The organism is Pseudomonas sp. MPDS (assembly GCF_013283895.1).
Classification (GTDB): domain Bacteria; phylum Pseudomonadota; class Gammaproteobacteria; order Pseudomonadales; family Pseudomonadaceae; genus Aquipseudomonas; species Aquipseudomonas rhizophila.
In genome coordinates this window covers 5040466-5060770 of sequence record NZ_CP054128.1, presented here as the reverse complement: position 1 = coordinate 5060770, position 20305 = coordinate 5040466, and the positions used below count along the sequence as shown (strand labels likewise).

General features: G+C 60.8%; 21 protein-coding genes. 6 read left to right on the top strand and 15 right to left on the bottom strand.

Annotated elements, in window-relative coordinates; all coding sequences use genetic code 11:
* Positions 1–92 precede the first annotated feature (92 nt).
* The 6 genes from HQ912_RS22395 to HQ912_RS22370 form a co-directional block, all read right to left on the bottom strand.
* On the bottom strand, positions 93–857 hold the full coding sequence (locus tag HQ912_RS22395) for an ABC transporter ATP-binding protein (RefSeq protein WP_047228424.1): 765 nt from the start codon (positions 855–857) through the stop codon (positions 93–95).
* A 13-nt stretch (positions 858–870) separates the two neighbouring features.
* The gene (locus HQ912_RS22390; RefSeq protein WP_173407321.1) at positions 871–1989 is read right to left on the bottom strand and encodes a succinylglutamate desuccinylase/aspartoacylase family protein; all 1119 of its coding nucleotides are present in this window, start codon (positions 1987–1989) and stop codon (positions 871–873) included.
* Positions 1990–2016: 27 nt separating this feature from the next.
* Positions 2017–2727, bottom strand: a complete 711-nt coding sequence (locus HQ912_RS22385) for an ABC transporter permease (RefSeq protein WP_047228422.1) — start codon at positions 2725–2727, stop codon at positions 2017–2019.
* Positions 2724–3452 carry an ABC transporter permease gene (locus HQ912_RS22380; RefSeq protein WP_047228421.1) on the bottom strand — a complete coding sequence of 243 codons (729 nt, stop codon included), beginning with the start codon at positions 3450–3452 and terminating at the stop codon, positions 2724–2726. Before HQ912_RS22380 ends, HQ912_RS22385 begins: the two co-directional genes overlap by 4 nt.
* 57 nt (positions 3453–3509) lie before the next feature.
* Positions 3510–4292: a transporter substrate-binding domain-containing protein gene (locus HQ912_RS22375; RefSeq protein WP_047228420.1), complete on the bottom strand. Its 783-nt coding sequence runs from the start codon at positions 4290–4292 to the stop codon at positions 3510–3512.
* Positions 4293–4509: 217 nt separating this feature from the next.
* Positions 4510–5658 (bottom strand): acyltransferase family protein, encoded by a 1149-nt coding sequence (locus tag HQ912_RS22370; RefSeq protein ID WP_173407320.1) that lies wholly within the window; start codon positions 5656–5658, stop codon positions 4510–4512.
* A 462-nt stretch (positions 5659–6120) separates the two neighbouring features.
* On the opposite strand from HQ912_RS22370, the gene HQ912_RS22365 reads away from it, so the two are divergent.
* Positions 6121–8031, top strand: coding sequence for a hypothetical protein (locus HQ912_RS22365; protein WP_173407319.1), 1911 nt, complete (start codon positions 6121–6123; stop codon positions 8029–8031).
* A 36-nt stretch (positions 8032–8067) separates the two neighbouring features.
* Here HQ912_RS22365 and HQ912_RS22360 read toward each other — a convergent pair whose 3' ends face one another.
* From HQ912_RS22360 to HQ912_RS22345, 4 genes are all read right to left on the bottom strand, one after another.
* Positions 8068–9759, bottom strand: a complete 1692-nt coding sequence (locus HQ912_RS22360) for an ATP-dependent DNA ligase (protein WP_173407318.1) — start codon at positions 9757–9759, stop codon at positions 8068–8070.
* Positions 9756–10781, bottom strand: a complete 1026-nt coding sequence (locus tag HQ912_RS22355) for a ligase-associated DNA damage response exonuclease (RefSeq protein ID WP_047228416.1) — start codon at positions 10779–10781, stop codon at positions 9756–9758. The genes HQ912_RS22360 and HQ912_RS22355 overlap by 4 nt, the downstream gene beginning before the upstream one ends.
* Positions 10782–10935: 154 nt before the next feature.
* A complete protein-coding gene (locus HQ912_RS22350) occupies positions 10936–13386 on the bottom strand; it encodes a penicillin acylase family protein (protein ID WP_173407317.1) in 2451 nt (816 codons plus the stop codon).
* A 158-nt stretch (positions 13387–13544) separates the two neighbouring features.
* Positions 13545–14189, bottom strand: coding sequence for a glutathione binding-like protein (locus tag HQ912_RS22345; protein WP_047228414.1), 645 nt, complete (start codon positions 14187–14189; stop codon positions 13545–13547).
* A 140-nt stretch (positions 14190–14329) separates the two neighbouring features.
* Between HQ912_RS22345 and HQ912_RS22340 the strand changes: the two genes are divergently transcribed.
* Positions 14330–14887 carry a cysteine hydrolase family protein gene (locus HQ912_RS22340; RefSeq protein ID WP_076386731.1) on the top strand — a complete coding sequence of 186 codons (558 nt, stop codon included), beginning with the start codon at positions 14330–14332 and terminating at the stop codon, positions 14885–14887.
* A gap of 177 nt (positions 14888–15064) precedes the next feature.
* On the opposite strand, the gene HQ912_RS22335 is transcribed toward HQ912_RS22340, so the two are convergent.
* From HQ912_RS22335 to HQ912_RS22320, 4 genes are all read right to left on the bottom strand, one after another.
* Positions 15065–15268, bottom strand: a complete 204-nt coding sequence (locus HQ912_RS22335) for an SEC-C metal-binding domain-containing protein (RefSeq protein WP_047228413.1) — start codon at positions 15266–15268, stop codon at positions 15065–15067.
* A 5-nt stretch (positions 15269–15273) separates the two neighbouring features.
* On the bottom strand, positions 15274–15759 hold the full coding sequence (locus tag HQ912_RS22330) for an LEA type 2 family protein (protein WP_047228412.1): 486 nt from the start codon (positions 15757–15759) through the stop codon (positions 15274–15276).
* 67 nt (positions 15760–15826) lie between these two features.
* Complete coding sequence (locus tag HQ912_RS22325; protein WP_047228411.1) at positions 15827–16303, bottom strand: YchJ family protein; 477 nt, start codon at positions 16301–16303, stop codon at positions 15827–15829.
* Positions 16304–16317: 14 nt separating this feature from the next.
* Positions 16318–16815, bottom strand: a complete 498-nt coding sequence (locus tag HQ912_RS22320; RefSeq protein WP_047228410.1) for a DUF6231 family protein — start codon at positions 16813–16815, stop codon at positions 16318–16320.
* 192 nt (positions 16816–17007) lie between these two features.
* Between HQ912_RS22320 and HQ912_RS22315 the strand changes: the two genes are divergently transcribed.
* From HQ912_RS22315 to HQ912_RS22300, 4 genes are all read left to right on the top strand, one after another.
* Positions 17008–17703 carry an OmpA family protein gene (locus HQ912_RS22315; protein ID WP_047228409.1) on the top strand — a complete coding sequence of 232 codons (696 nt, stop codon included), beginning with the start codon at positions 17008–17010 and terminating at the stop codon, positions 17701–17703.
* Between the two features lie 90 nt (positions 17704–17793).
* Positions 17794–18519 (top strand): OmpA family protein, encoded by a 726-nt coding sequence (locus HQ912_RS22310; RefSeq protein ID WP_047228408.1) that lies wholly within the window; start codon positions 17794–17796, stop codon positions 18517–18519.
* Positions 18520–18664: 145 nt separating this feature from the next.
* Positions 18665–18937: a DUF1145 domain-containing protein gene (locus tag HQ912_RS22305; protein WP_047228407.1), complete on the top strand. Its 273-nt coding sequence runs from the start codon at positions 18665–18667 to the stop codon at positions 18935–18937.
* Positions 18930–19688: a hypothetical protein gene (locus HQ912_RS22300; RefSeq protein WP_047228406.1), complete on the top strand. Its 759-nt coding sequence runs from the start codon at positions 18930–18932 to the stop codon at positions 19686–19688. Before HQ912_RS22305 ends, HQ912_RS22300 begins: the two co-directional genes overlap by 8 nt.
* A 124-nt stretch (positions 19689–19812) precedes the next feature.
* On the opposite strand, the gene HQ912_RS22295 is transcribed toward HQ912_RS22300, so the two are convergent.
* Positions 19813–20277 (bottom strand): CopD family protein, encoded by a 465-nt coding sequence (locus HQ912_RS22295; RefSeq protein WP_047228405.1) that lies wholly within the window; start codon positions 20275–20277, stop codon positions 19813–19815.
* Positions 20278–20305 lie beyond the last annotated feature (28 nt).

Below are 20305 nucleotides of genomic sequence, written 5' to 3'. Positions count from 1 at the left end.
AGCAGCGTGTCATCCAGCGCCTGGGGGCTGCTTCGCAGCCCAGCGGGAGCAAGCTCCCTCGCCACAGAAGCAGTCTTTCAGGTTTGTCGGGTTTATTTCAGGTTGCCACTGAGAAACTGCTGGAGCCGCTCGCTTTTGGGATTGCCCAGCACGTCTTCCGGCGCGCCTTCTTCTTCCACCAGGCCCTGGTGCAGAAACAGCACCTGATCAGACACCTTGCGAGCGAAGCTCATTTCGTGGGTCACCATGATCATGGTCCGGCCTTCTTCGGCCAGGCCCTGAATCACCTTCAAGACTTCTCCCACCAACTCCGGGTCAAGGGCCGAGGTGGGTTCGTCGAACAGCATCACCTCCGGCTCCATCGCCAGGGCGCGGGCGATGGCCACGCGCTGTTGCTGACCACCGGAGAGGAACGCCGGGTACTGCTCGGCCACTCGCGCCGGCAGGCCGACCTTGTCGAGATAACGACGGGCACGGTCTTCGGCTTCCTGCTGACTGACGCCCAACACCCGGCGCGGCGCCATGGTGATGTTTTCCAGTACGCTCATGTGGCTCCACAGGTTGAAGTGCTGGAAAACCATGGCCAGGCGGGTGCGCAGGCGCTGCAGTTCCTTTTCGTCGGCCACGCGCATGCCGTGGCGGTCGTTGATCATGCGGATCGCCTGGCCGTCCAGGCTCATTGCGCCGTCGTTAGGTTGTTCCAGAAAGTTGATGCAGCGCAAAAAGGTACTTTTGCCCGAGCCGCTGGCGCCGATCAGGCTGATCACGTCGCCGGTCCTGGCCTTGAGCGAAACGCCTTTGAGCACCTGATGTTCGCCATAGCTCTTATGCAGGCCTTCGATGGTCAGTTTGTACATGGGGCATGCATCCTCAAGGCGAAAGTAGGTAGCCGCTGCGGTAGGCTTCGGCGCCGGCGACATGGGCGATCACCATGCCGGCAGTGGCCATGCGACGCAGCGAGCGGGCGTACAGCAGCCCGGCATTGCAGCAATGAACGGGGGTGACGGTGTCGTTGATGGGGTCGATGATTTGCGCCACCAGTTGCCCCGCCTCCAGGTACTCCCCGGGCACGGCGCTGTAGACCAGCAGGCCGCCGACCGGTGTCGCCACCGGCTCCACGCCGGCCAGCGGCGTAGCCGGGTAGGGCAGGTCGGGCAAGGGCATCGGTTCGCCGTCAATGGCACCGAAGCGGATCAGGTATTCGATCAGGGCCTGGCAGTCGAGACTCGCCAGGTCGTGGGTGACGTCGCCCTGGCCGCGCAGTTCGACGGTGACCGAAAAACAGCCCAGGGGAATCTCGAATTGTTCGCCGAAGCGCTCCTTGAGTTGCCACCAGAGCAGGGTGAAGCATTCATCGAACGACTGACCGCCCGAATCCGTTGCCAGCAGGCTCGCTTCGGCGCCGATGTAGCGGGCCAGCGGCTCGACCTGGGGCCAGGCTTCGGGGGTGGTGTAGAGATGAGCGACCGCTTCGAAATCACAATGCAGGTCCAGCACCATGTCGGCGTCGCAGGCCAGCCGTTGCAGAACCAGGCGCTGGGATTGCAATTGCGTGCTGGCGGTCTGGCGGGCGAGGGCGTCGCGCAGGTGTTCGCGGATCAGCATCAGGTTGTGCTGTGGATCATCCGTGAGCTGGCCTTCGATCTGGTTGCCGATCTCTTCGCTCAGGTCGACGAACCGGCGGTTGAAATTCTGCCCGCTCTCCATTTCGTAGCGGCCCAGCGGCACGTCCATCAGCACTTGTTCCAGGCCGATGGGGTTGGCCACGGGCACCAGCACGATTTCGTGCCGCAGGTGACCGGATGCCTCAAGCTCGGCCAGACGCTGCTTGAGGTGCCAGGCCACCAGCATGCCGGGCAACTCATCAGCGTGCAGGGACGACTGGATGTAGATTTTGCCGACGGCTTCTTCCGGGCCGAAGTGAAAACTGTGGATCTTGCGTGCGGTCCCCGGCAGTGGGGCCAGCAGGTCATGAATCTGGTGGCGCATTTGCGTGTATGTCCTGGAACAGAAGCCCTAGTGAGTCGGCCCGAGAAAGGCCAGCCAGCGGCGTTCGGCGAGGCGGAAAAGGCCCACCAGTGCAAAGGTCACGGTCAGGTAGATCAACGCGGCGATACCGAACGACTGGAAGGTCAGGAAGGTGGCCGAGTTGGCGTCCCGGGCGACTTTGAGCACGTCTGGAACGGTAGCGGTGAACGCCACGGTCGTCGAGTGCAACATCAGGATGACTTCGTTGCTGTAGTACGGCAGCGAACGTCGCAACGCCGACGGCATGATCACGTACGCGTACAGCTTCCAGCCCGTCAAGCCATAAGCCTTGGCCGCTTCGACTTCGCCATGGTTCATGCTGCGAATCGCCCCGGCGAAGATTTCCGTGGTGTAGGCGCAGGTGTTCAGGGCGAAGGCCAGGATCGTGCAGTTCATCGCATCGCGAAAGAAGCTGTCGAGCAGGGGCTGGGCGCGCACGGCTTCGAGGCTGTAGATGCCGGTGTAGCAGATCAATAGCTGTATGTAGAGCGGCGTGCCGCGGAACAGGTACGTGTAGAACTGCACTGGCCAGCGTACGTAGACTTTGGGGGAGACCCGGGCGATGGACAGCGGGATTGAGATCACGAAGCCGATCAGCAGCGAGGCGCTGAGCAGCCACATCGTCATGGCCAGGCCAGTGATGTGATTGCCGTCGCTGTAGAGGAACGGTCGCCAGTATTCCTGAAGAAGTTCGATCATCGCACCGCCTCCCGTGCACCGGCGGCGTAACGGCGTTCAAGCCAGCGCAGCACGACATTGGACGCGCTGGTGATCAGCAGATAGATCAGCGCCGCGAGCACGAGGAAGTAAAACAGTTGGTAGGTGCTTTTGCCGGCATCCTGGGCGGCCTTGACCAAATCGGCCAGGCCGATGATCGACACCAGCGCGGTGGCCTTGAGCATCACCATCCAGTTATTGCCGATGCCCGGCAGGGCAAAGCGCATCATTTGCGGAAACACCACGAACCGGAAACGCTGGCCACGCTTGAGGCCATACGCCGTGGCGGCTTCGACCTGACCCCGGGGCACCGCGAGAATCGCCCCGCGAAAGGTCTCGGTGAAGTACGCGCCATAAATGAAGCCCAGGGTGATGACCCCGGCGCCGAATGGGTTGATCTCGATGTATTCCCATTCCATGAAGTCGGTAAAAGAGGTCAGCCAGGTTTGCAGGCTGTAGAAGATCAGCAGCATCAGCACCAGATCCGGCACGCCACGAATCAGCGTGGTGTAGAGCTGGGCCGGGATACGCAGCAGTTTGACGCTGGACAGCTTGGCGCTGGCCCCCAGCAGGCCGAGCAAAACGCTCAGTAACAAAGACAGGACCGCCAGCTTGATGGTCATCCAGGTGCCCTGCATCAGCAGCGGGCCGAAGCCCTGCAGGCTGAAGGCGCTGAGCCCCAGATTTTGTAGGAGTTGTTCGAACATGGAAGAGGCCTTTGGCAGAAAAAAAGCGCCCATCCGAGGCCGGATGGGCGCTGCGCATTATTTGCCGCTGTACAGATTCAGATCGCCAAAGTGTTTCTTCTGGATCTCGGCGTACTTGCCGTCTTCGTGTAACGCTTTGATACCTTTATCCAAAAGAGCCTTCAGCTCTTTGTTACCTTTCTTGATACCGATGGCGGTCTTGGAAGGCAGCAGTTCGCTGTCCACGGGTTTGCTGACTTCATAGTCACCACCTTTTGGCGATTTCAAGAAGCCCAGTTCGGCCTGCAGCATGTCCTGGATCGACGCATCGAGGCGGCCGGAGGTCAGGTCGGCATAAACCTGGTCCTGGTTCTGGTAGGCCTGGGTCTTGACCCCAGCCTTGTCCAGTACGGTTTTGGCATAGGTTTCCTGGATGGTGCCTTGCTCGTAACCGACGGTCTTGCCTTTGAGGGACGCGACATCTTCGCTCAGGCCGGAACCCTTCTTGAACACATACGAGGTCGGGCCGGAGAACAGTTCATTGGAGAAGTCGATGACTTTTTCCCGGGCCGGGGTCACGGTCATGGACGAGATCACGCCGTCGAACTTATTGGCCTTCAGGCCAGGGATCATGCCGTCGAAATCGCTTTCGACCCAGCGGCACTTGACCTTCAATTCTTCGCAGATTGCATTGCCCAGGTCGATATCGAAACCTACCAGGCTACCGTCGGCGGCCTTGGATTCAAACGGGGCATAGGACGGGTCGACACCAAAACGCAGTTCCTTGTATTCCTTGGCCGTGGCGACGCCGGCGGCCATGCACAACGCCAGTGCAGAAAGGGTCAGCAGTGCTTTTTTCATTATTCAATCCCTAAAACCAATATGAGCGCTTGTGGCGCGTAAGTATTGTTACCGGTGAAGGCGAGAACGGTATGACGGCATAAAGGTAGCAATTTCCGAACCAGAGTGCCGAACAAGCGTTTTAAAAACTTTGGCGGCAGCCAGCGGGACGTGATGGTGCGCGGGGATGAGCAGGCTTTAAAAGATGCACCAGGATGGCGCGGACGCTGCTGTTTTTTTAGGCCTCGGTATCAGGTCTCAATACCGGACCGCTGTGCGAGGGGGTGTTGCTAAGCGCTCGGCCAAGGGATTGCCCGGTCATTTCGACATATCGGTAGGTGAACATCGACACCAGGACTACCGATCCCGCTACCAGCAAAGCGATGAGGTTGTTGAGCAGTACATTACCGAGGTCCAGGTAGCGAGTCCCGTCGATCACCGGTGCAATGTCAACGCCAACGATTTTCTTCGCCACCATGAATGCCGACACTACGCAAAACAGAACGGCCGCGTGGGTCAGGTAGATGGAATAAGACAACTTGCCGAGAAAACCGAAGCCACGGCCCGCCAACAGCCGCGACACGGCGCCATGATCAAAGGCGAATATCACAACGATGACACCGAACAACGGACTGGCCCACAACTGCTTGCCTGCAAAATCGTTGATTACGAAAATCAGCGCCGCTGTCACTGCCGCCACTTCAAGCGTGCTCAATAACCAAGTCTGGGCCCGGCTGGGCTGGGGGAGCCTCAGGTACACGGCGTAAGCCAGACAGCCAGTGAAAAAGTAAGCGAGGCCGCGCAGCGACTCGATGGTGAAGAAGGTATTACCGGCATACATCAGCGCCAAGGCCAGGAGCATCACCGTCGCCCATATCCATGTCCTGATGCCGAAAGCGATACACACGATCAGGGCGAAGATCATGTAGGTGTAATACTCGATACTGATGCTCCAGGACGGATAGTTGAATGACAGTGGGTTAGTCAAATGCGTCCAGGATTGCAACAGCAGTGCATTCGGCAGGATTTCAGAAGGGGCGAACTTTCCTGAGAATGGCGCATTGTTGAAGTCCATGCCTTTTTGCGCAGCCCAATATCGACCGCACTCTAACAGTATAAAGACGCCCAACATAAAGAGGTGCAAGGGAAGCAAGCGGAAGGTTCGTGAAATGAAGAACTTTCTAAAGTTAAATTTTACCGAGCTGCCATAGGCGTGCGTCAATACAAAGCCACTCAATACAAAAAAGAAAGATACAAATACTTCAGCGTGACGGAATAACAACCATTCGGTAAAACTACCGCTGACGCGCAAGTGATAGAGCATTACTGAAATGGCCATCAACCCCCTGAAACTGTCCAGTGAATGAAACCGCTGCTCTGCGCGCATGTCAGGCTCCCTTGCTTGTACGATTGGCACGTCTTGGGTTTCACTCCGGTCGCCACGTCATTGGGGCAGCACCCTGGGAGGGCGGCTGCCCACTCCCTGAATGATGGTATCCCCGTCACTGTTGCATGAAGGGCCTGGCGCAGGATCTGGACGGTTTAAGACACTTAAATAAATAGTGGGCTCTGATGTCACGTTAGCATTGCTCTTTAAAAGAGCAAGTCGGTTTTTTATTGTTGTGATAGATACCCTGATGACGCAATTACGGCGTCAGAAAAACTGCTAGTGGGCGGGGCATCAATAGTTTTTTTAGAAACGCATAAAACGCCATCTGAATACATATCTTCAAATACCGTTCATCGACGATTCACACTATTTTTCTCACGCCTGTTACACAGCGACTACTGTATAGAACGATGATGGCAGAGCGCCAACGCGCCTCAGTTAGATGGTGAAAAGGACATTATGAAACGCATCGCCGTGTTATTAACGCTGGCGTTCAGCAGCCTGGCCCAGGCCGCGCCAATGCGCTGGGGCGATGTGCGTGACGGCAGCCTCTATTTGCAGGCAGGGCGCGACGACACCTTGCGCGTCAGTTGGGTGCCGGCCTGGCAAACCGACGCTAATGAAGAACGCATCTACTTGCTCGACGGCCAGGGGCAACTGCGCGACGAGCGTTTTATTCCCGCCAGCGAAGGGAGCGGCAAACAAGACTGGGCATTGCCCGCCAGCGCCGCCAGTTACCGCGTCGAAGTCCCGGGCTATAGCTTCAGGCGCTATCGCTTCGAGCACGACGACAAGACCGTCGCCCTGTTCGCGCCGACGAAAGTGCACTTCAGCGTCGAGGCCGCCGCCAACGTCGAGTTGTATTTCAAGGTCCGCGGTGGCGAGCAGGCGATCTTGGCGGGCAAGTATTTCGGCGGCGTCAGGGCTCTGAATGCCGAGCGCCTGGGCGATGGCAAAACAGTCGAACTGAGGCTCAAGCCCTACCAGGAGTACCCGAAGTTCGACCAGGTTGCCTTACCCGTCAGCGATAGGGATCAAGACTGGCGCTTGCGCCTGCAAGGTAGAGGCAAAGCGGCCTTCTGGCTGGACGGCACCGCCAACCTGTTCGCCCAGCGCCCGCAGCACCTGCAGCCGCTGCGACAGGACAGCGGCCGCACCGAGCTGGCCCTGCACCCCGACATGCTGGGCCCTACGCCGCGCTTGGGCTTGGCCTTGCCCTACCTGCTTCCACCGCCGGCAAGCTACAGCGCGCTCGACGCGCTCAAGCCCCGTGCGGGCAGCTTTTACAGCGCCGTCGACATCATGGCCGCTGACCCCCATTACGAAGATGCCTTCAGACGTTTTTATCTGGAACGCGGTGGCATTGATACGAACATCACCTTGCTGGCCGCCACTGGGCGTAAGGCCGACCTGAAGGCCAACAGCCAGAGCAACGCCGGCCTGAACGCCTGGCTGGCGGCCACCGTAGCCCTGGGTAGCGGCACGCACTACCTCTCGTTTGCCGACGAACCCAATTACAACTATCCCGACTATGCGACGTACAAGCACTTCTTCGACGCCATGTATCGTCAGGTGCTCGACTACCCGGGGGCGCGGGAGGCCGGCGTGCGCATCGCCATGCCCGCCAGCTCGCGTTTCGTCAACGGACCGTTTACGCGACGAGGCGCCCAGCACCGTGGCATCGACTGGGCTCGGCGGATGCTCGACGAATCGGCAGCACAAATCGATGCCTTGGCCTGGCACGAGTGGATGATTCGCGACCTGCTGGCCACGCGGGTCTACCGCGACTCCGTGCGCCGGGCCGCCGAAGTCGTCGGCCTGCAAGCCGATGGCCGGCCACGCAAGGCGTTGTTGCTGGACCAGACCAATATCTCCAGTGGCTCAAGCGTGAGCCCCTACGAACAGGAGACGCACTTCGCATCGCTCTGGTGGGCCTCGGTTGCGATCAACTCAGCCCAGGATGGTTTGCTCGACGTGCTCAATTGGTTTCAGGCCGCTGACGATCCGCACCACCTCAAAGGCATGATCCGCCTGCCAGGACCCGATCGCTTCGAGCTCAAACCGGTAGGCTTGGCGCAGCAATTCATCCAGTCGCACTGGCTCGATCAGGTTCTGCGTATGGACAACAGCGCGTTCGAGGTCGATGCCCTGGCGATGGCCCGCGGCAACGAACGCAGCGTGCTGGGGGTAAACAAGGGCGACCGTCTGCAACGGATCAGCCTGCAGGGCGCAGGCACTGCTTGCCCATCCCTTGCCCTTTTCGGTCCTGATAGCCGCCAGCGCGATGCCCCTGTCCAGTGCCGGGATGGACGCATACGTTTTGAAGTACCGGGTGAAAGTATTTTCGCCTTGATGTGGAGGGCGTCATGACACGGGCCGACGCTGGCCCTGTTCGGAGGAGAACGGTCAACCTTTCAACAGATCCTGAAGCGTCGCCAGCGTGTCAGCCTCCTCGACGCTTTTGTCCTGGCGCCAGCGCAGCATCCGCGGGAAGCGCACAGCGATCCCGCTCTTGTGGCGCTTGGATAATGCAATGCCCTCGAAGCCCAGCTCAAAAACCAGGGTCGGCGTGACGCTGCTCACCGGGCCGAACTTCTCCACGGTGGTCTTGCGCACGATGCTGTCGACCTGACGCATTTGGTCATCGGTCAGCCCCGAATACGCCTTGGCGAACGGCACCAGTGTGCGTTCGCGGCTGCCCGGCGGGTTGTCCCAGACGGCGAAGGTGTAGTCGCTGTACAAGCTGGCGCGGCGGCCATGCCCGCGTTGCGCATAGATCAGTACCGCGTCGACACTGAATGGGTCGATTTTCCACTTCCACCACACGCCCATGTCCTTGGTCCGGCCAACGCCGTACAGCGAGTCGCGGGCCTTGAGCATCATGCCTTCGACGCCGAGGCTGCGGGACGCTTCGCGCTGCCGGGCGAGGTCGAACCAATCCTTGCCGGTGATGATCGGGGAGGGCAGCAGCACCGCGCTGCGACAGCGGGTAATCAGGGTCTGCAGTTGTTCGCGGCGCTCGGTCTGCACACGACTGCGCCAATCCTTGCCTTGCCATTCCAGCAGGTCGTAGGCCATCACCACCACGGGGGCGTCTTCGAGGACTTTCTTGCCCAGGGTTTTGCGGCCGATGCGTTGTTGCAGCAGGGCAAAGGGCTGCACCCTCGGTTCCAGCGGCGTATCCGGATCGAAGGCATCCGCGGTGGATGGCGGCGCGGCTTTCCATACCACGATTTCGCCGTCGATCACCGTGCCGTCGGGCAACGCCTGCGCCAGGCTGTGCAATTCGGGGAAGCGCTCGGTGACCAGCTCTTCGCCCCGGGACCAGACCCACAAATGGCCATCGCGCTTGACCACCTGGGCGCGGATTCCGTCCCACTTCCATTCCACCTGCCAGTCACTGGCCGGTCCCAGCGTCGTGTCGAATTGCTCCACCGCTTGCGATAGCGCATGAGCCAGGAAAAACGGATAAGGCTGGCCGCCGCGCTGGGCGTGCTCATCAGCGGATTCGGCAGCGATGAGCTTGAGGTAACCTGCAGCGGTCGGACGATGGGACAGGTCGGTATACCCCACCAGCCGCTGGGCGACCCGTTTGCTGTCCAGCCCGGCCATGGCCGCCAGCGCGCGCGTGACCAGCAACTTGGACACGCCCACGCGGAAACTGCCGGTGATGAGTTTGATGCACAGCATCAGGCTGGCTCGGTCGAGTTGCGCCCACAACGCCGGCAACCGCACCGCCAGCACCTCGGGCGATTCACCGCGCAGCGGCAGGAGTTTCTCTTCGATCCACAGCGCCAGGCCTTCGTCGGAACGCTGAGGTGATTCTGGCAGGACCAGTGAGATGGTTTCAGCCAGATCACCCACGGCTTGATAGCTTTCTTCGAACAGCCACAGCGACAACCCGGATATCTGCACCGCCAGTTCCCTCAAGGTCTTGACCGGTACCAGTTGTCGCGGGCGCCCTCCAGACAGGAAATACACGGCCCACGCTGCGTCCTGGGGCGGGGCCTTGGTGAAGTAATCCTGCATGGCGGCGAGCTTGGCATTGCTGGAGGTGGTGGCGTCCAGTTCGGCATACAACTGGGCGAAGGCTTTCATGACGCGTCCTCGTCGGTGGCGCTGCCTGAGTCTTCTTCATCGTCACCGTATTCGGTGCTGAAGCCTTGGGCATCCAGGCCTTGCTCGCACAAATGGCGCACCAGTACGCCCACTGAACCGTGGGTGACCATCACCCGCTCGGCGCCGGTCTGTTCGATGGCCCAGAGCAAGCCGGGCCAATCGGCGTGGTCGGACAGCACAAAGCCGCGATCCACGCCGCGTCGCCGACGGGTGCCCCGCAGGCGCATCCAGCCGCTGGCGAAGGCGTCGCTGTAGTCACCGAAACGGCGCATCCAGGTGCTCCCACCGGCAGAGGGGGGAGCGATGATCAGCGCCTGGTTCATGATTGGGTCGTTCTTTTTGATGTCGCCGGCATAGATCGTCGCTGGCAAACGGATCCCGGCCTCGCGATAGACCCGGTTCAGGGGTTCTACCGCACCGTGGGCCAGGATCGGACCCAGGCTCGCGTCAATTCCGTGGAGAATCCGCTGGGCTTTGCCGAAGGAATAGCAGAACAGCACGCTGGCCCGGCCGACGGCAATGTTGCCGCGCCACCACTGATTGATTTCGTCGAAGACCTGCGCTTGAGGCTGCCAGCGATAGATCGGCAGGCCGAAGGTGGATTCGGTGATGAACGTATGACACTTCACCGGTTCGAACGGCGCGCAGGTGCCGTCGGGTTCGATCTTGTAGTCCCCGGACGCCACCCAGACCTCGCCTTTATATTCCAGGCGCACCTGGGCCGAACCCAGCACGTGGCCGGCAGGATGAAAACTCAAGCTCACGCCGTGGTGCAGCAAGCGCTCGCCGTAGGCCAGGGTTTGCAGGTTGATGTCCTGGCCCAATCGCGAACGCAAAATGCCTTCTCCGGGGGCCGCTGCCAAGTAGTGTTGGTTGCCACCACGGGCGTGATCGCCGTGGGCGTGGGTGATGACCGAACGTTCCACCGGACGCCAGGGGTCGATGTAGAAATCTCCGGGCGGGCAGTACAGTCCTTCTGGGCGGGCAATGACAAGATCCATGCATTCACCGGGAAGATGGGCTTGTCTGGTAGAGGCGGGGGCGGGAGGAGAAGTTCTATCGGGTTTGGTGCGGCAGGATCAGGTGGCAGGGCGGACAAATGTGGCGAGGGGGTTTAGCCCAGCGGGGATAAATTCCCTCGCCACACAGGACAGCCTACTTACCGGGCACCAGGGTCAAGCGCGCCTTGCCGTACGCCCGCTCAAAGTTCTGCGGCTGCAATGGCAGGTTCTGATAGTTCCCCTTGATCCACGGATCAATGCCGTTGATGTAGTTCGGGCTGGCGGGGTTGCCAGACTGGCCGGTGCCGCCCTGGATCATCAACGGCTCGGGCTGGCCGAAGTCGACGATGAATCGCATGGCCGGTGCCTGGGTGGTGTTGAAATTCTCGCCCCAGGCGAATGCCGAGCTGTTGAGCGTGGAGGCATCGCCGCCGGCGGGCAGGGGGCCGCGGACGATTTGGCCGCTGCTGTTCTTCCATTCGTAGCGATGCAGCTTGCCCCACTGCCAAGCCTTGTGGTCACCGCCCAACTGGCTGTCGCCAGCAGTGATGGCCGCTGCCAGGCTGCGGGCCAGGATCACGGATTTGTCTTCCTTCTGCGGTGTGCGCACGTCATCCCAGAACGGGCTGTCTTCGCGACCGAGCAAGTGATCGGCCTGGGCCGAGTAGGACAACTGACCGTTGGCGAGCAGCGCTTTCCACGCCGGGCTGCTGTCCGGACCCAGTTCGTCGAGGAAGATCTGCTTCATGCTTTCCTGCAGAAACAGTTCATAAATCGCCGCGTCGGCGGAGCCTGGGCTGAGCCGGCCATCGAAAGCCATTAGCCGGGTATAGGCCTCGCGAGCCTTGGCCCGGTCCGCCACTGGTAGCGCGTCGATCGCCTGCTTGAGCGGTTGGGCCATGCCCGGGGCTTCGAAGACTTTCTTGAGCTTGGCGGCAAAGGTCGTGGTCTGGTCATATTGCATGGCAGTCAGGCTGCGGCTGTCGTGCTTGCCGGCCCCGGCCAGCTCGGCCATACGCTCGCCGCGCTCCGGTGCGCCCCAGGAATTGGACAACTGCATGCCGTAGCCGTCGGGAATGACTCGCTGGTTGGCGGCGCCGAGCCAGCCCTGGGCCGGATCCTGATCGTAGGGGTGCAGCATCGGGTCGGCGTAGCCATCCCAATCGTAGCGACCTTCCCAACCGGGCGATGGCAACAGGCCTTCACCTTCGCGGCGGTTCGGATAGCGCCCGGTAACTTGCCAACCAATGTGGCTGGCGTCGGCAAAGATCATGTTCACCGCGATGGCGCGGATTTCACGGCTGGCATCGGAGGCTTTCTCGACATTCTGCGCTCGGGACAAGTCAAAGAACGCGTCCAGGGTTTTGTCGTCGCTAAAGCTCGGCGTCTGCAAGGCCAGGCCAAGACCGTTGGCCATGGCCGAGCCCTGGACGCTGTTGAGCAGGGGGCCGTGGCGGGTCTCATACACCGCTTCGCGAATCGGCCGCTGGCCTTTGATGAAGTAGGTCTCGTTGCGGACCATCACCGGCTGCCATTTGCCGTTGACCTCGTAGGACAGACCATTGCCCTGGCGTCGGATTTTTTCCAGGAACAGGTCCTGGTTGTCGCCCAACACGCTGCTCATGCTCCAGGCCACTTTGCCGTTGAACCCCGCCAGAATCATCGGGATGCCCGCCACGGAAACCCCGGCGGCCTGATACTTGGGCGCACGAATCTGCACGGGAACCCACAGTGACGGCACGCTCAATGGGCCATGGCTGTCGCTGGCCAGCAGGCTCTTGCCGTTGCGGCTGCGATGCGGGGCGATGGCCCAGTTGCTGGAGGAAGCAATATTCAGCAAATTCAGTTCGGACAACTGAGCGCTGGCCTTGCTGACTTCGTTGAGGCCCGGGACCTGACCGCTGAGCCGCAGGCCCTGGAGCTTATCGGCCTCGGCCATCGGCAGTTGTTCATCCGGGTACGAGGGGCTCAGCCAGGCCAGTTTGTCCTGGGTGACCGTCTGGGCCAGCACCAAGGCGGCGATTTCTTCCGGCAGGTTGGCCGATTGGCTGAAATTGAGCAGGCAAAACATCAGCGCCGAATCTTGCGGTTTCCAGTATTCGGGTTTGTAGCCGTTGGCGGCCAGGTCCGGTGGCAACTTGTCGCGATAGCGGAACAGGTACGCGTTGACGCCGCGGGCATAGACTTCGAAGAAGCGTTTGAGCCGCGGCGAGGAGGCTTTGTACAGCTCGTCGGCGCTTTTCTTCAGGTTGACCGCACGCATGTAGCGATCGACGTCCAGTCGTTCGGCGCCGGACATTTCTGCCAGACGACCCTGAGCCAGCAGGCGCATGGTCACCATCTGGCTGATGCGGTCGCTGGCATGGACGTAGCCGAGGCTGAACAGGGCGTCATGGAAATTGTTGCTCTCGATCAGTGGCATGCCCATGGCATTGCGTCGAACCGAGACGTTCTGCGCCAGCCCCTTGAGCGGTTGCACGCCGGACGTCGGAGGAACCGTGTCCTGGGCGTTCCAGGTCTGGCAACCGCTCAGACCGAGCACACTGGCCACTGCGGCGGCAACGCCGAGCCGGGGGAAGGGAAAAATAGAGGCTGGCGAGGCCATGGCAAAGCTCCTGCGGGAGGGGGGGACACCGATAAAGGCGCTACGTTAGTGAGCAGGAGGAGGGCGCGCAAGCGGGGGCAGGGGTTATTTGTTGATTTGGCGATGAAAGCCTGCTGTGAGGCTTACCCACAGCAGGGTTTTGGGTGTATCAGGAGGGCTCAGGGCTTGGGCGGGTTGACCTTGTCCACCAGGGCATAGGCCTTGGCAGTGGCCGGGCGCTCCTTGATGCGATTGAACCAGCGCTGCACGTTCGGGAAGTCTTCCAACCGCTGGCTTTGCCATTGGTGTGAAACGGTCCAGGGATAAATCGCCATGTCGGCAATGCTGTACTCGTTGCCCGCCACGAATTCACGGTCCGCCAGACGGCGATCCAGCACACCATACAGACGAGCGGTTTCGTCGACATAGCGTTTGATCGCGTAGGGGATTTTTTCCGGGGCGAACCGGCTGAAGTGATGATTCTGCCCGGCCATCGGCCCCAGGCCGCCCATCTGCCAGAACAGCCACTGCAACACTTCTTGCCGTCCGCGCAAATTCTCTGGAATGAACTGGCCGGTTTTTTCCGCCAGGTACAGCAGGATCGCGCCCGACTCGAACAGCGAAATCGGCTCGCCACCATCGGCGGGTTTGTGGTCGATGATCGCCGGAATGCGGTTGTTGGGGGCGATTTTCAGGAAATCGGGCTTGAACTGCTCTGCCTGGCCGATGTTGATCGGGTGCACCTTGTAGGGCATGCCGGCTTCTTCAAGGAACAACGAGATTTTATGGCCGTTGGGCGTGGTCCAGTAATACAGGTCGATCATGGAGGGCTCCAGATAAGACAGCGTGATGGATGGACAACACATGACGGCGGGAGGTCGTCCTGATTGCCGAAAGGCTTGCCTGTAGGAAGAGGTGATGCTCAAGTGTGGAAAATTCAATGACCGAACACGAGAAAACCGGCATGGAGTTACAGAAAAACGCAGCGTTGATTCTTATCGATCAACAAAAAGGCATCCTTCACCCCAGGCTAGGCCCTCGCAACAACCCCGATGCGGAGCTGCGCATGCTCCAGTTGCTCGATTTCTGGCGACAATCGGCACGGCCGGTGATTCATGTCCACCACCTGTCCCGCTCGCCGGACTCAGTGTTCTGGCCCGGGCAATCGGGCGTGGAGGTTCAGGAGCGGTTCGAGCCGTTAGCCGGGGAAAGGCTGGTTCAAAAGCAGGTGCCGGATGCGTTCTGCGGCACGCGCCTGGAGACAGACTTGCGGGAAGCGGGGATTGAGCAATTGGTGATCGTGGGCGTGGCGACGAACAACTCGGTGGAGTCCACGGCGCGTACGGCCGGCAATCTGGGATTCGACACTTGGGTGGCCGAAGACGCGTGTTTTACCTTCGACAAGGCTGACTATTTCGGCCATGCCCGTTCGGCTGGCGAGGTCCATGCCATGTCGCTGGGCAACTTGCATGGCGAGTATGCGACGGTGGTCAGCGTGAAGCAGATTCTTGCGGCGGGTTGAAACCGAGTGTGTGGGGTTGCCCCAGCCGGTATGGATTAGCCTCAAACGCCCCATCGCGAGCAGGCTCCCACAGGGCTCAGTAGTGAATCCAGATTTTGTGTTCGCCGCAGGCCCCTGTGGGAGCGAGCCTGCTCGCGAGGACGATTCAATAGGCGAAGATTATCTTCGCCCGGATCATCAAGCGCCGTGGCACTTCTTGAATTTCTTGCCATTGCCGCATGGGCAAGGGTCGTTGCGGCCGACATCCTTCAGGGTGTTGCGCACCGGTTCCTGGTGGGCGTGGCCACAGTTCGGGCCATGGACATGTCCGTGATCATGATCGTGATGATGGTCATGATCGTGGTTGCAGTCAGGGCCATGGACGTGGGGTTGCTGGGTCATCGGGGTTACTCCGCAATAAAATCGGCGGCGATTATCACGCCATTGCGCCTCAGGTGCACGTAGTGGGCGATGAATAAACCGGTTTCCAGCTCACCTTCCAGGCGATAGGGGATCTGCTGGCGAGGTTTTTCGAGCATTTTCACCAGCTTGCGCACTTGCGGCCACAGGTTGGTGCGGATCGGAACCCTGAAGTAGCGGCTATGCCCGGGACGCACCGTGAACCAGTGCTCGTGCTCTCCTTCGGTCAGCAACAGGTCGCCCAGATGAATGCGGTAGGTTATGCCGCGCACGGTCAAATCACTGTCGTCGGGGTTGTCCACACGAAAGTGCAGCATGAACTTCTGCTCCACCAGCCGCGCCCGTACCACCTCGACCTTGGTCAGATGCACCTGCGGTTCAGGGGCCTCATCACCTCGCCAGGACGCACAACTGCCGAGCCCGATGAACAGCAGCAGGCAGGTGATGCGCAGCAGATGTGATGAAAGGGTCATGTCCGTGCCTCTGGTTTATCCCAGTCTAGCCTGCTGGCGAGCGCAGCAGTGTCGGACGATTCCGATATCAGCGATTAAAGTAGCCTGCGCAGCACTTCTTGAATTTGTGCCCACTGCCGCACGGGCAGGTGTCGTTGCGTCCGGTCTTGACTGGCACTGTCGGGTCGATGAAGTACCAGCGTGCGCCGTTCTGTACGAAGGATGACTGTTCGCGGTGGCTGTGTTCCCCCTGGCCGTCGTGCCAGCGCGCGGTGAAGGTGACAAAGGCGTGTTCGGGTTGGCCACCGAATACTTCGCTGCTTTCCACCTCCAGTCCGAGCCATGTGCTTTTGGCGCTCCACTCGCTGATGGATTGGCGATCCAGGCCGTCCTGCTGGGCGGGCAAGGTCGTGGCTACCAGATAGTCCACCAATCCCAGCACGTAGGCACTATAACGCGAACGCATCAAGGCTTCGGCGCAGGGCGCCGGGTGACCATCGTGGTAATGGCCGCAGCAGGCGTCCAATGGGTTGCCACTGCCGCACGGGCAAATGGTTGTGTGCATGCTTGTGTTCACGGCTACCACCAGTATTTTCCAAAGTTTTCCGGGTTGGCCCAAAAGCGTGAGTTGAGCCAGTCAGGGACTTGTTTGTATTCAAGCAGATCGTAGGTAAACAGGGTCAGCACCTGCTCCTCGCGCTGGAATCGCTCACTGGCCTGCAGGGCCAGGGAAAAGAAATCAGTTTCTTGCCAGCCGCAGGCATTGAGGTCCGCCAGCACGGCGATACGGCTGGCGTTGAGATTGCGGATGCCACCCAACAGGTTCAGACCGTCACGTTTGGGCAAATGCTCCAGGCAATCAAGCGCCAGGGCCAGGTCAAAACGTCGCGCCGCCACGTCCGCCGCAAGGGCGCCAGGGGCGGCGTGGACCACTTCAGTATCAGGATGCGCTTGCTGGAACGCCTCAAGGGCAGGGAAGCTGCTGGCCCCGATCAACAGCAGTTTTTTCGGGGCATAACGGTCCAGCACGGCAGCCAGGGCTTGCTGGGGCGTACGGGAAGAAATGGCAACGGTCATCGAAGTTCCTCTGTCAGAGCCGCCACGATAGCCTGCGCGGACCCCATGGCCTAGAGCGGTTTGTGCTTAAACGTATCGATCTACGGCAAATAGGGGGCAAAAACCGCGATAGCGTGATGCTGGCGCGGATGCGGAGTCGGGTCTTTACTCCCCTGAATCGGCGCAAAGCCGATCCCTCAAGGAGAAAACCCAATGAGCATAGTTCGCACAGCGTTACCCTTGGTTCTGCTGACCGGTGTGTTGACTGGTTGCGCAGGTTTGCAGAAAACCGATTGGCCGACCTGCGCGGCGGTTGGCGGTGTGACGGGCGCTGGATTGGGCGCCATCGAAAGCACCTCCTGGGCCGGCGGTGGTGCATTGTTTGTCGGCACCATGGCGGCGGCTTATTGCTGGGTGCATGGCGACGGCGATGAGGATGGCGATGGCGTGCCGGACAGCCGCGACAAATGCCCGGGCACGCCTAAGGGCGTGCAAGTCGATGCCGACGGCTGCCCGCCACCGGCACCGGCGCCGATGGTTGAAGAAGTCGTGGTGGTCCAGGAAGAAACCATTGTGATCCGTGACGTGCATTTCGAATTCGACAAGGCCACGCTGACGGCGGCAGACAAGGAGGTCCTGAGCACGATTGCAACCCGACTCAAACAGGAAACGTCCACCGCGCAACTGCGCGTCACCGGCCACACTGACAGCGTCGGCAGCGATGCCTATAACCAGCGCCTGTCTGAACAACGGGCCAACGCGGTGGTGCAATACCTGGTTGAGAGCGGCGTGCCCCGTTCCAGCTTCGTTTCGGTGGAGGGGGCCGGTGAGAGCCAGCCGGTGGCGGACAACAGCACCGCCGATGGTCGGGCCATGAACCGCCGCACGGAGATCAAGATAAATCGCTGAAGCCCCCGTCATCCGCGGCTTGTACAGTCGCGGATGCGGGTCTTTACTCCTGTGTGACCGGTATGGGCCGGTAACACAGGAGCATTCACCATGAAGGTTCTACTCAGGGCCGCCTTACCGGTACTGCTGGCGGGCAGTCTATTGTCAGGTTGTGCCACTCACAGCGATGGCGGCGCACCGCTCAATCAACGCACCTGGCCAGTCTGTAGCTTGATCGGCGGTCTGGTTGGCGGCGGCCTGGGGGCCCTCGAAAGCAGCGGTTGGGCGGCGGGCGGTGCTGCGCTGGGGCTGTTGACCGGCGGCCTGATCTGCTACGCCCAGGATGGCGACGAGGACGATGACGGCGTGTTCGACCGCCGTGACCGTTGTCCCGACACGCCGGCCAATACCCCGGTTGAACATCATGGTTGCCCGTTGCCGCAATACCCGGTCAGCGCTCCGCCGGTTGAACCTCAGGCACCGGCCACTGAAGTGATCACCCTCAACGATGCCGGCAAGGTGCTGTTCGACTTCGATAAATCCGATCTCACTCAAGACGCGCGAAGCCAACTCGATGGGCTGATGAGCAAATTGAGTCATGCCAATGTCGCCAGTATTCGCGTGGTGGGGCACACCGACAGCGTCGGCACTGACGCCTACAACCAGGGGTTGTCCGAGCGTCGGGCAAGCAGCGTGGTGGAATATCTGCTTACCCAGGGGCTTTCACCGGACAAGCTCACCAGTGAAGGCAAGGGTGAAAGCGAGCCGGTGGCTGACAACGAGACCGATGAGGGGCGGGCGCAGAATCGTCGGGTTGAGTTGCATATCCAGCGCTGAGCCGCGTGCCAGAGCCGTCGGGTCGCCAGTGGGGCGACCCGACGAGTCGAGGTTTGCGTCAGATTAAATTTGCCCTGGCCTCTGGCTTATTCTGCGCGCAAGCCGTTACTGTGCGTGCAAAGAATAATACTTACCGGGGGGATGTATGAAGCTGTTATGGGCGCTGGGGCGCTTGTTGACCCTGCTGTTCTGGCTGGTGGTGCTGGTCAACCTGGTCATGCCGTTCGTTCATCCGCTGCATCTGCTGGTCAATTTTGGCGCAGCGATGTTGCTGGCGATCCATTTGCTGGAACTGGTGTTGTTTCGAGCCAGCTTGCGCGGCCGGCCGGCTTCAGGCCGTGATCGCCTGCGAGTGCTGCTGTTCGGCATCTTCCACCTGCAAACCCTCCCGATCGCCGCCGAGGCTTCCCATGCGTAAATTGTGTCTGCTTGTCGCACTCGTGTGCCCCTGGGCCAGTGCCCAAGTGATCCAGGTCGAAACCCATTCCTTGATGCGCCTGCCCAATACCACCAGCGCCCTGACACTGGAACGGCTGGAGGTGGCCGATTACGGCACGTTGCTGGTGCCTGCCAACGTCACTGAGTTGACCATTGGCCAACTGCACCTGGGGCGCGAAGCACGCATCGCCATCGTGCCTGGGCAACAGGCACTGCAGATAAAAGTTGCCGAGGGGGAGCTGGCCGACGGCAGTCAGATCACGGCTCGGGGCGCGCCCGGAACCTATACCAAAGCGGCACGACCGGGGCGTGATCTCAATCTGCGCTTCAATGCCTTGAATGCGCCATTGTTGTCGGTGGATGCCCGCGGTGGAACCGGTGCGCCAGGTTACGTGGGCCTCGACGGCGCCAACGGCCAGGCGCCGGGTTGTACGTGGGGGGCAGCCGGTCGCGGTGCCGACGGCAGCAATGGCAGCGATGGCCAGCCGGGTGCGGCGGGTGCGCAGGTGCGTCTCGAACTGCCCCGTGATTATCCCGATGAGCAGATCAAGGTTACGGTGGAGGGTGGCGCGGGCGGCGCCGCTGGAGCCGGAGGTAAACCCGGCGCTGGCGGCAAGGCCAAGGGGTGCTTTGTCTATACCGCCGACGGTGGCAAAAGCGGTCGCCCTGGTGCCGATGGCCAGCCGGGACCAGCCGGAGCAGCGGGGGCGCTGACGGTGCAGCGATTCTAAGAGGACTGAGCTCGAGACCTGTGGGAGAGAGCCTGCTCGCGATGGCAGGGTATCAGTCAACCTTGATGTGACTGACCCACCGTTATCGCGAGCAGGCTCGCTCCCACCAGGGGATACGCTAAGTTCAGAACATCGGCCGCGCCGCGCCAATCGCCACCACCAGCAACCCGATCAACAGATTAATCCCCACCAACTGCCGGATTTTCCCCAGTACCGCCGCGCCCGTCGGCCAGTCCTGGGCTGCTACGGCCTTGCGCAGGGCCGGCAATTGCAATCCCTGGATGCGGATAAACAGCGCCGTCATCACCACATACAAGCCGATCATGATCTGCACATAACGTGGCGCGGTCTCGAAGCCGGCAAAGCGCATGTGGATCAAGCCCACGCCGCTGATCGGCAAAAGCACCACTGCGACCCAGACCCAAACGAAAAAACGCTGAAACACTTCTGTCCATAATTTGAGCCGGGCCGGCCCCTCAAGGGCCGCGATTGCGGCGGGGCGCAGGATCATCCAGGCGAAGAACATACCGCCGACCCAGACCAGGGCCGCCAGTAAATGCAGGGTGTAGACGAGGGCAAAGGGTGTCATTGAGTTACTCCGTTCTGCGCAGGATTGA

What these genes read in the sequence shown, in the direction of transcription:
- HQ912_RS22350 (WP_173407317.1), bottom strand. Translation starts at nt 13,386, where the DNA reads ATGGCCTCGCCAGCCTCTATTTTTCCCTTCCCCCGGCTCGGCGTTGCC.
- HQ912_RS22315 (WP_047228409.1), top strand. Translation starts at nt 17,008, where the DNA reads ATGAGCATAGTTCGCACAGCGTTACCCTTGGTTCTGCTGACCGGTGTG.
- HQ912_RS22340 (WP_076386731.1), top strand. Translation starts at nt 14,330, where the DNA reads ATGGAGTTACAGAAAAACGCAGCGTTGATTCTTATCGATCAACAAAAA.
- HQ912_RS22380 (WP_047228421.1), bottom strand. Translation starts at nt 3,452, where the DNA reads ATGTTCGAACAACTCCTACAAAATCTGGGGCTCAGCGCCTTCAGCCTG.
- HQ912_RS22395 (WP_047228424.1), bottom strand. Translation starts at nt 857, where the DNA reads ATGTACAAACTGACCATCGAAGGCCTGCATAAGAGCTATGGCGAACAT.
- HQ912_RS22370 (WP_173407320.1), bottom strand. Translation starts at nt 5,658, where the DNA reads ATGCGCGCAGAGCAGCGGTTTCATTCACTGGACAGTTTCAGGGGGTTG.
- HQ912_RS22295 (WP_047228405.1), bottom strand. Translation starts at nt 20,277, where the DNA reads ATGACACCCTTTGCCCTCGTCTACACCCTGCATTTACTGGCGGCCCTG.
- HQ912_RS22300 (WP_047228406.1), top strand. Translation starts at nt 18,930, where the DNA reads ATGCGTAAATTGTGTCTGCTTGTCGCACTCGTGTGCCCCTGGGCCAGT.
- HQ912_RS22360 (WP_173407318.1), bottom strand. Translation starts at nt 9,759, where the DNA reads ATGAAAGCCTTCGCCCAGTTGTATGCCGAACTGGACGCCACCACCTCC.
- HQ912_RS22335 (WP_047228413.1), bottom strand. Translation starts at nt 15,268, where the DNA reads ATGACCCAGCAACCCCACGTCCATGGCCCTGACTGCAACCACGATCAT.
- HQ912_RS22385 (WP_047228422.1), bottom strand. Translation starts at nt 2,727, where the DNA reads ATGATCGAACTTCTTCAGGAATACTGGCGACCGTTCCTCTACAGCGAC.
- HQ912_RS22310 (WP_047228408.1), top strand. Translation starts at nt 17,794, where the DNA reads ATGAAGGTTCTACTCAGGGCCGCCTTACCGGTACTGCTGGCGGGCAGT.
- HQ912_RS22375 (WP_047228420.1), bottom strand. Translation starts at nt 4,292, where the DNA reads ATGAAAAAAGCACTGCTGACCCTTTCTGCACTGGCGTTGTGCATGGCC.
- HQ912_RS22345 (WP_047228414.1), bottom strand. Translation starts at nt 14,189, where the DNA reads ATGATCGACCTGTATTACTGGACCACGCCCAACGGCCATAAAATCTCG.
- HQ912_RS22355 (WP_047228416.1), bottom strand. Translation starts at nt 10,781, where the DNA reads ATGGATCTTGTCATTGCCCGCCCAGAAGGACTGTACTGCCCGCCCGGA.
- HQ912_RS22325 (WP_047228411.1), bottom strand. Translation starts at nt 16,303, where the DNA reads ATGCACACAACCATTTGCCCGTGCGGCAGTGGCAACCCATTGGACGCC.
- HQ912_RS22365 (WP_173407319.1), top strand. Translation starts at nt 6,121, where the DNA reads ATGAAACGCATCGCCGTGTTATTAACGCTGGCGTTCAGCAGCCTGGCC.
- HQ912_RS22305 (WP_047228407.1), top strand. Translation starts at nt 18,665, where the DNA reads ATGAAGCTGTTATGGGCGCTGGGGCGCTTGTTGACCCTGCTGTTCTGG.
- HQ912_RS22390 (WP_173407321.1), bottom strand. Translation starts at nt 1,989, where the DNA reads ATGCGCCACCAGATTCATGACCTGCTGGCCCCACTGCCGGGGACCGCA.
- HQ912_RS22330 (WP_047228412.1), bottom strand. Translation starts at nt 15,759, where the DNA reads ATGACCCTTTCATCACATCTGCTGCGCATCACCTGCCTGCTGCTGTTC.
- HQ912_RS22320 (WP_047228410.1), bottom strand. Translation starts at nt 16,815, where the DNA reads ATGACCGTTGCCATTTCTTCCCGTACGCCCCAGCAAGCCCTGGCTGCC.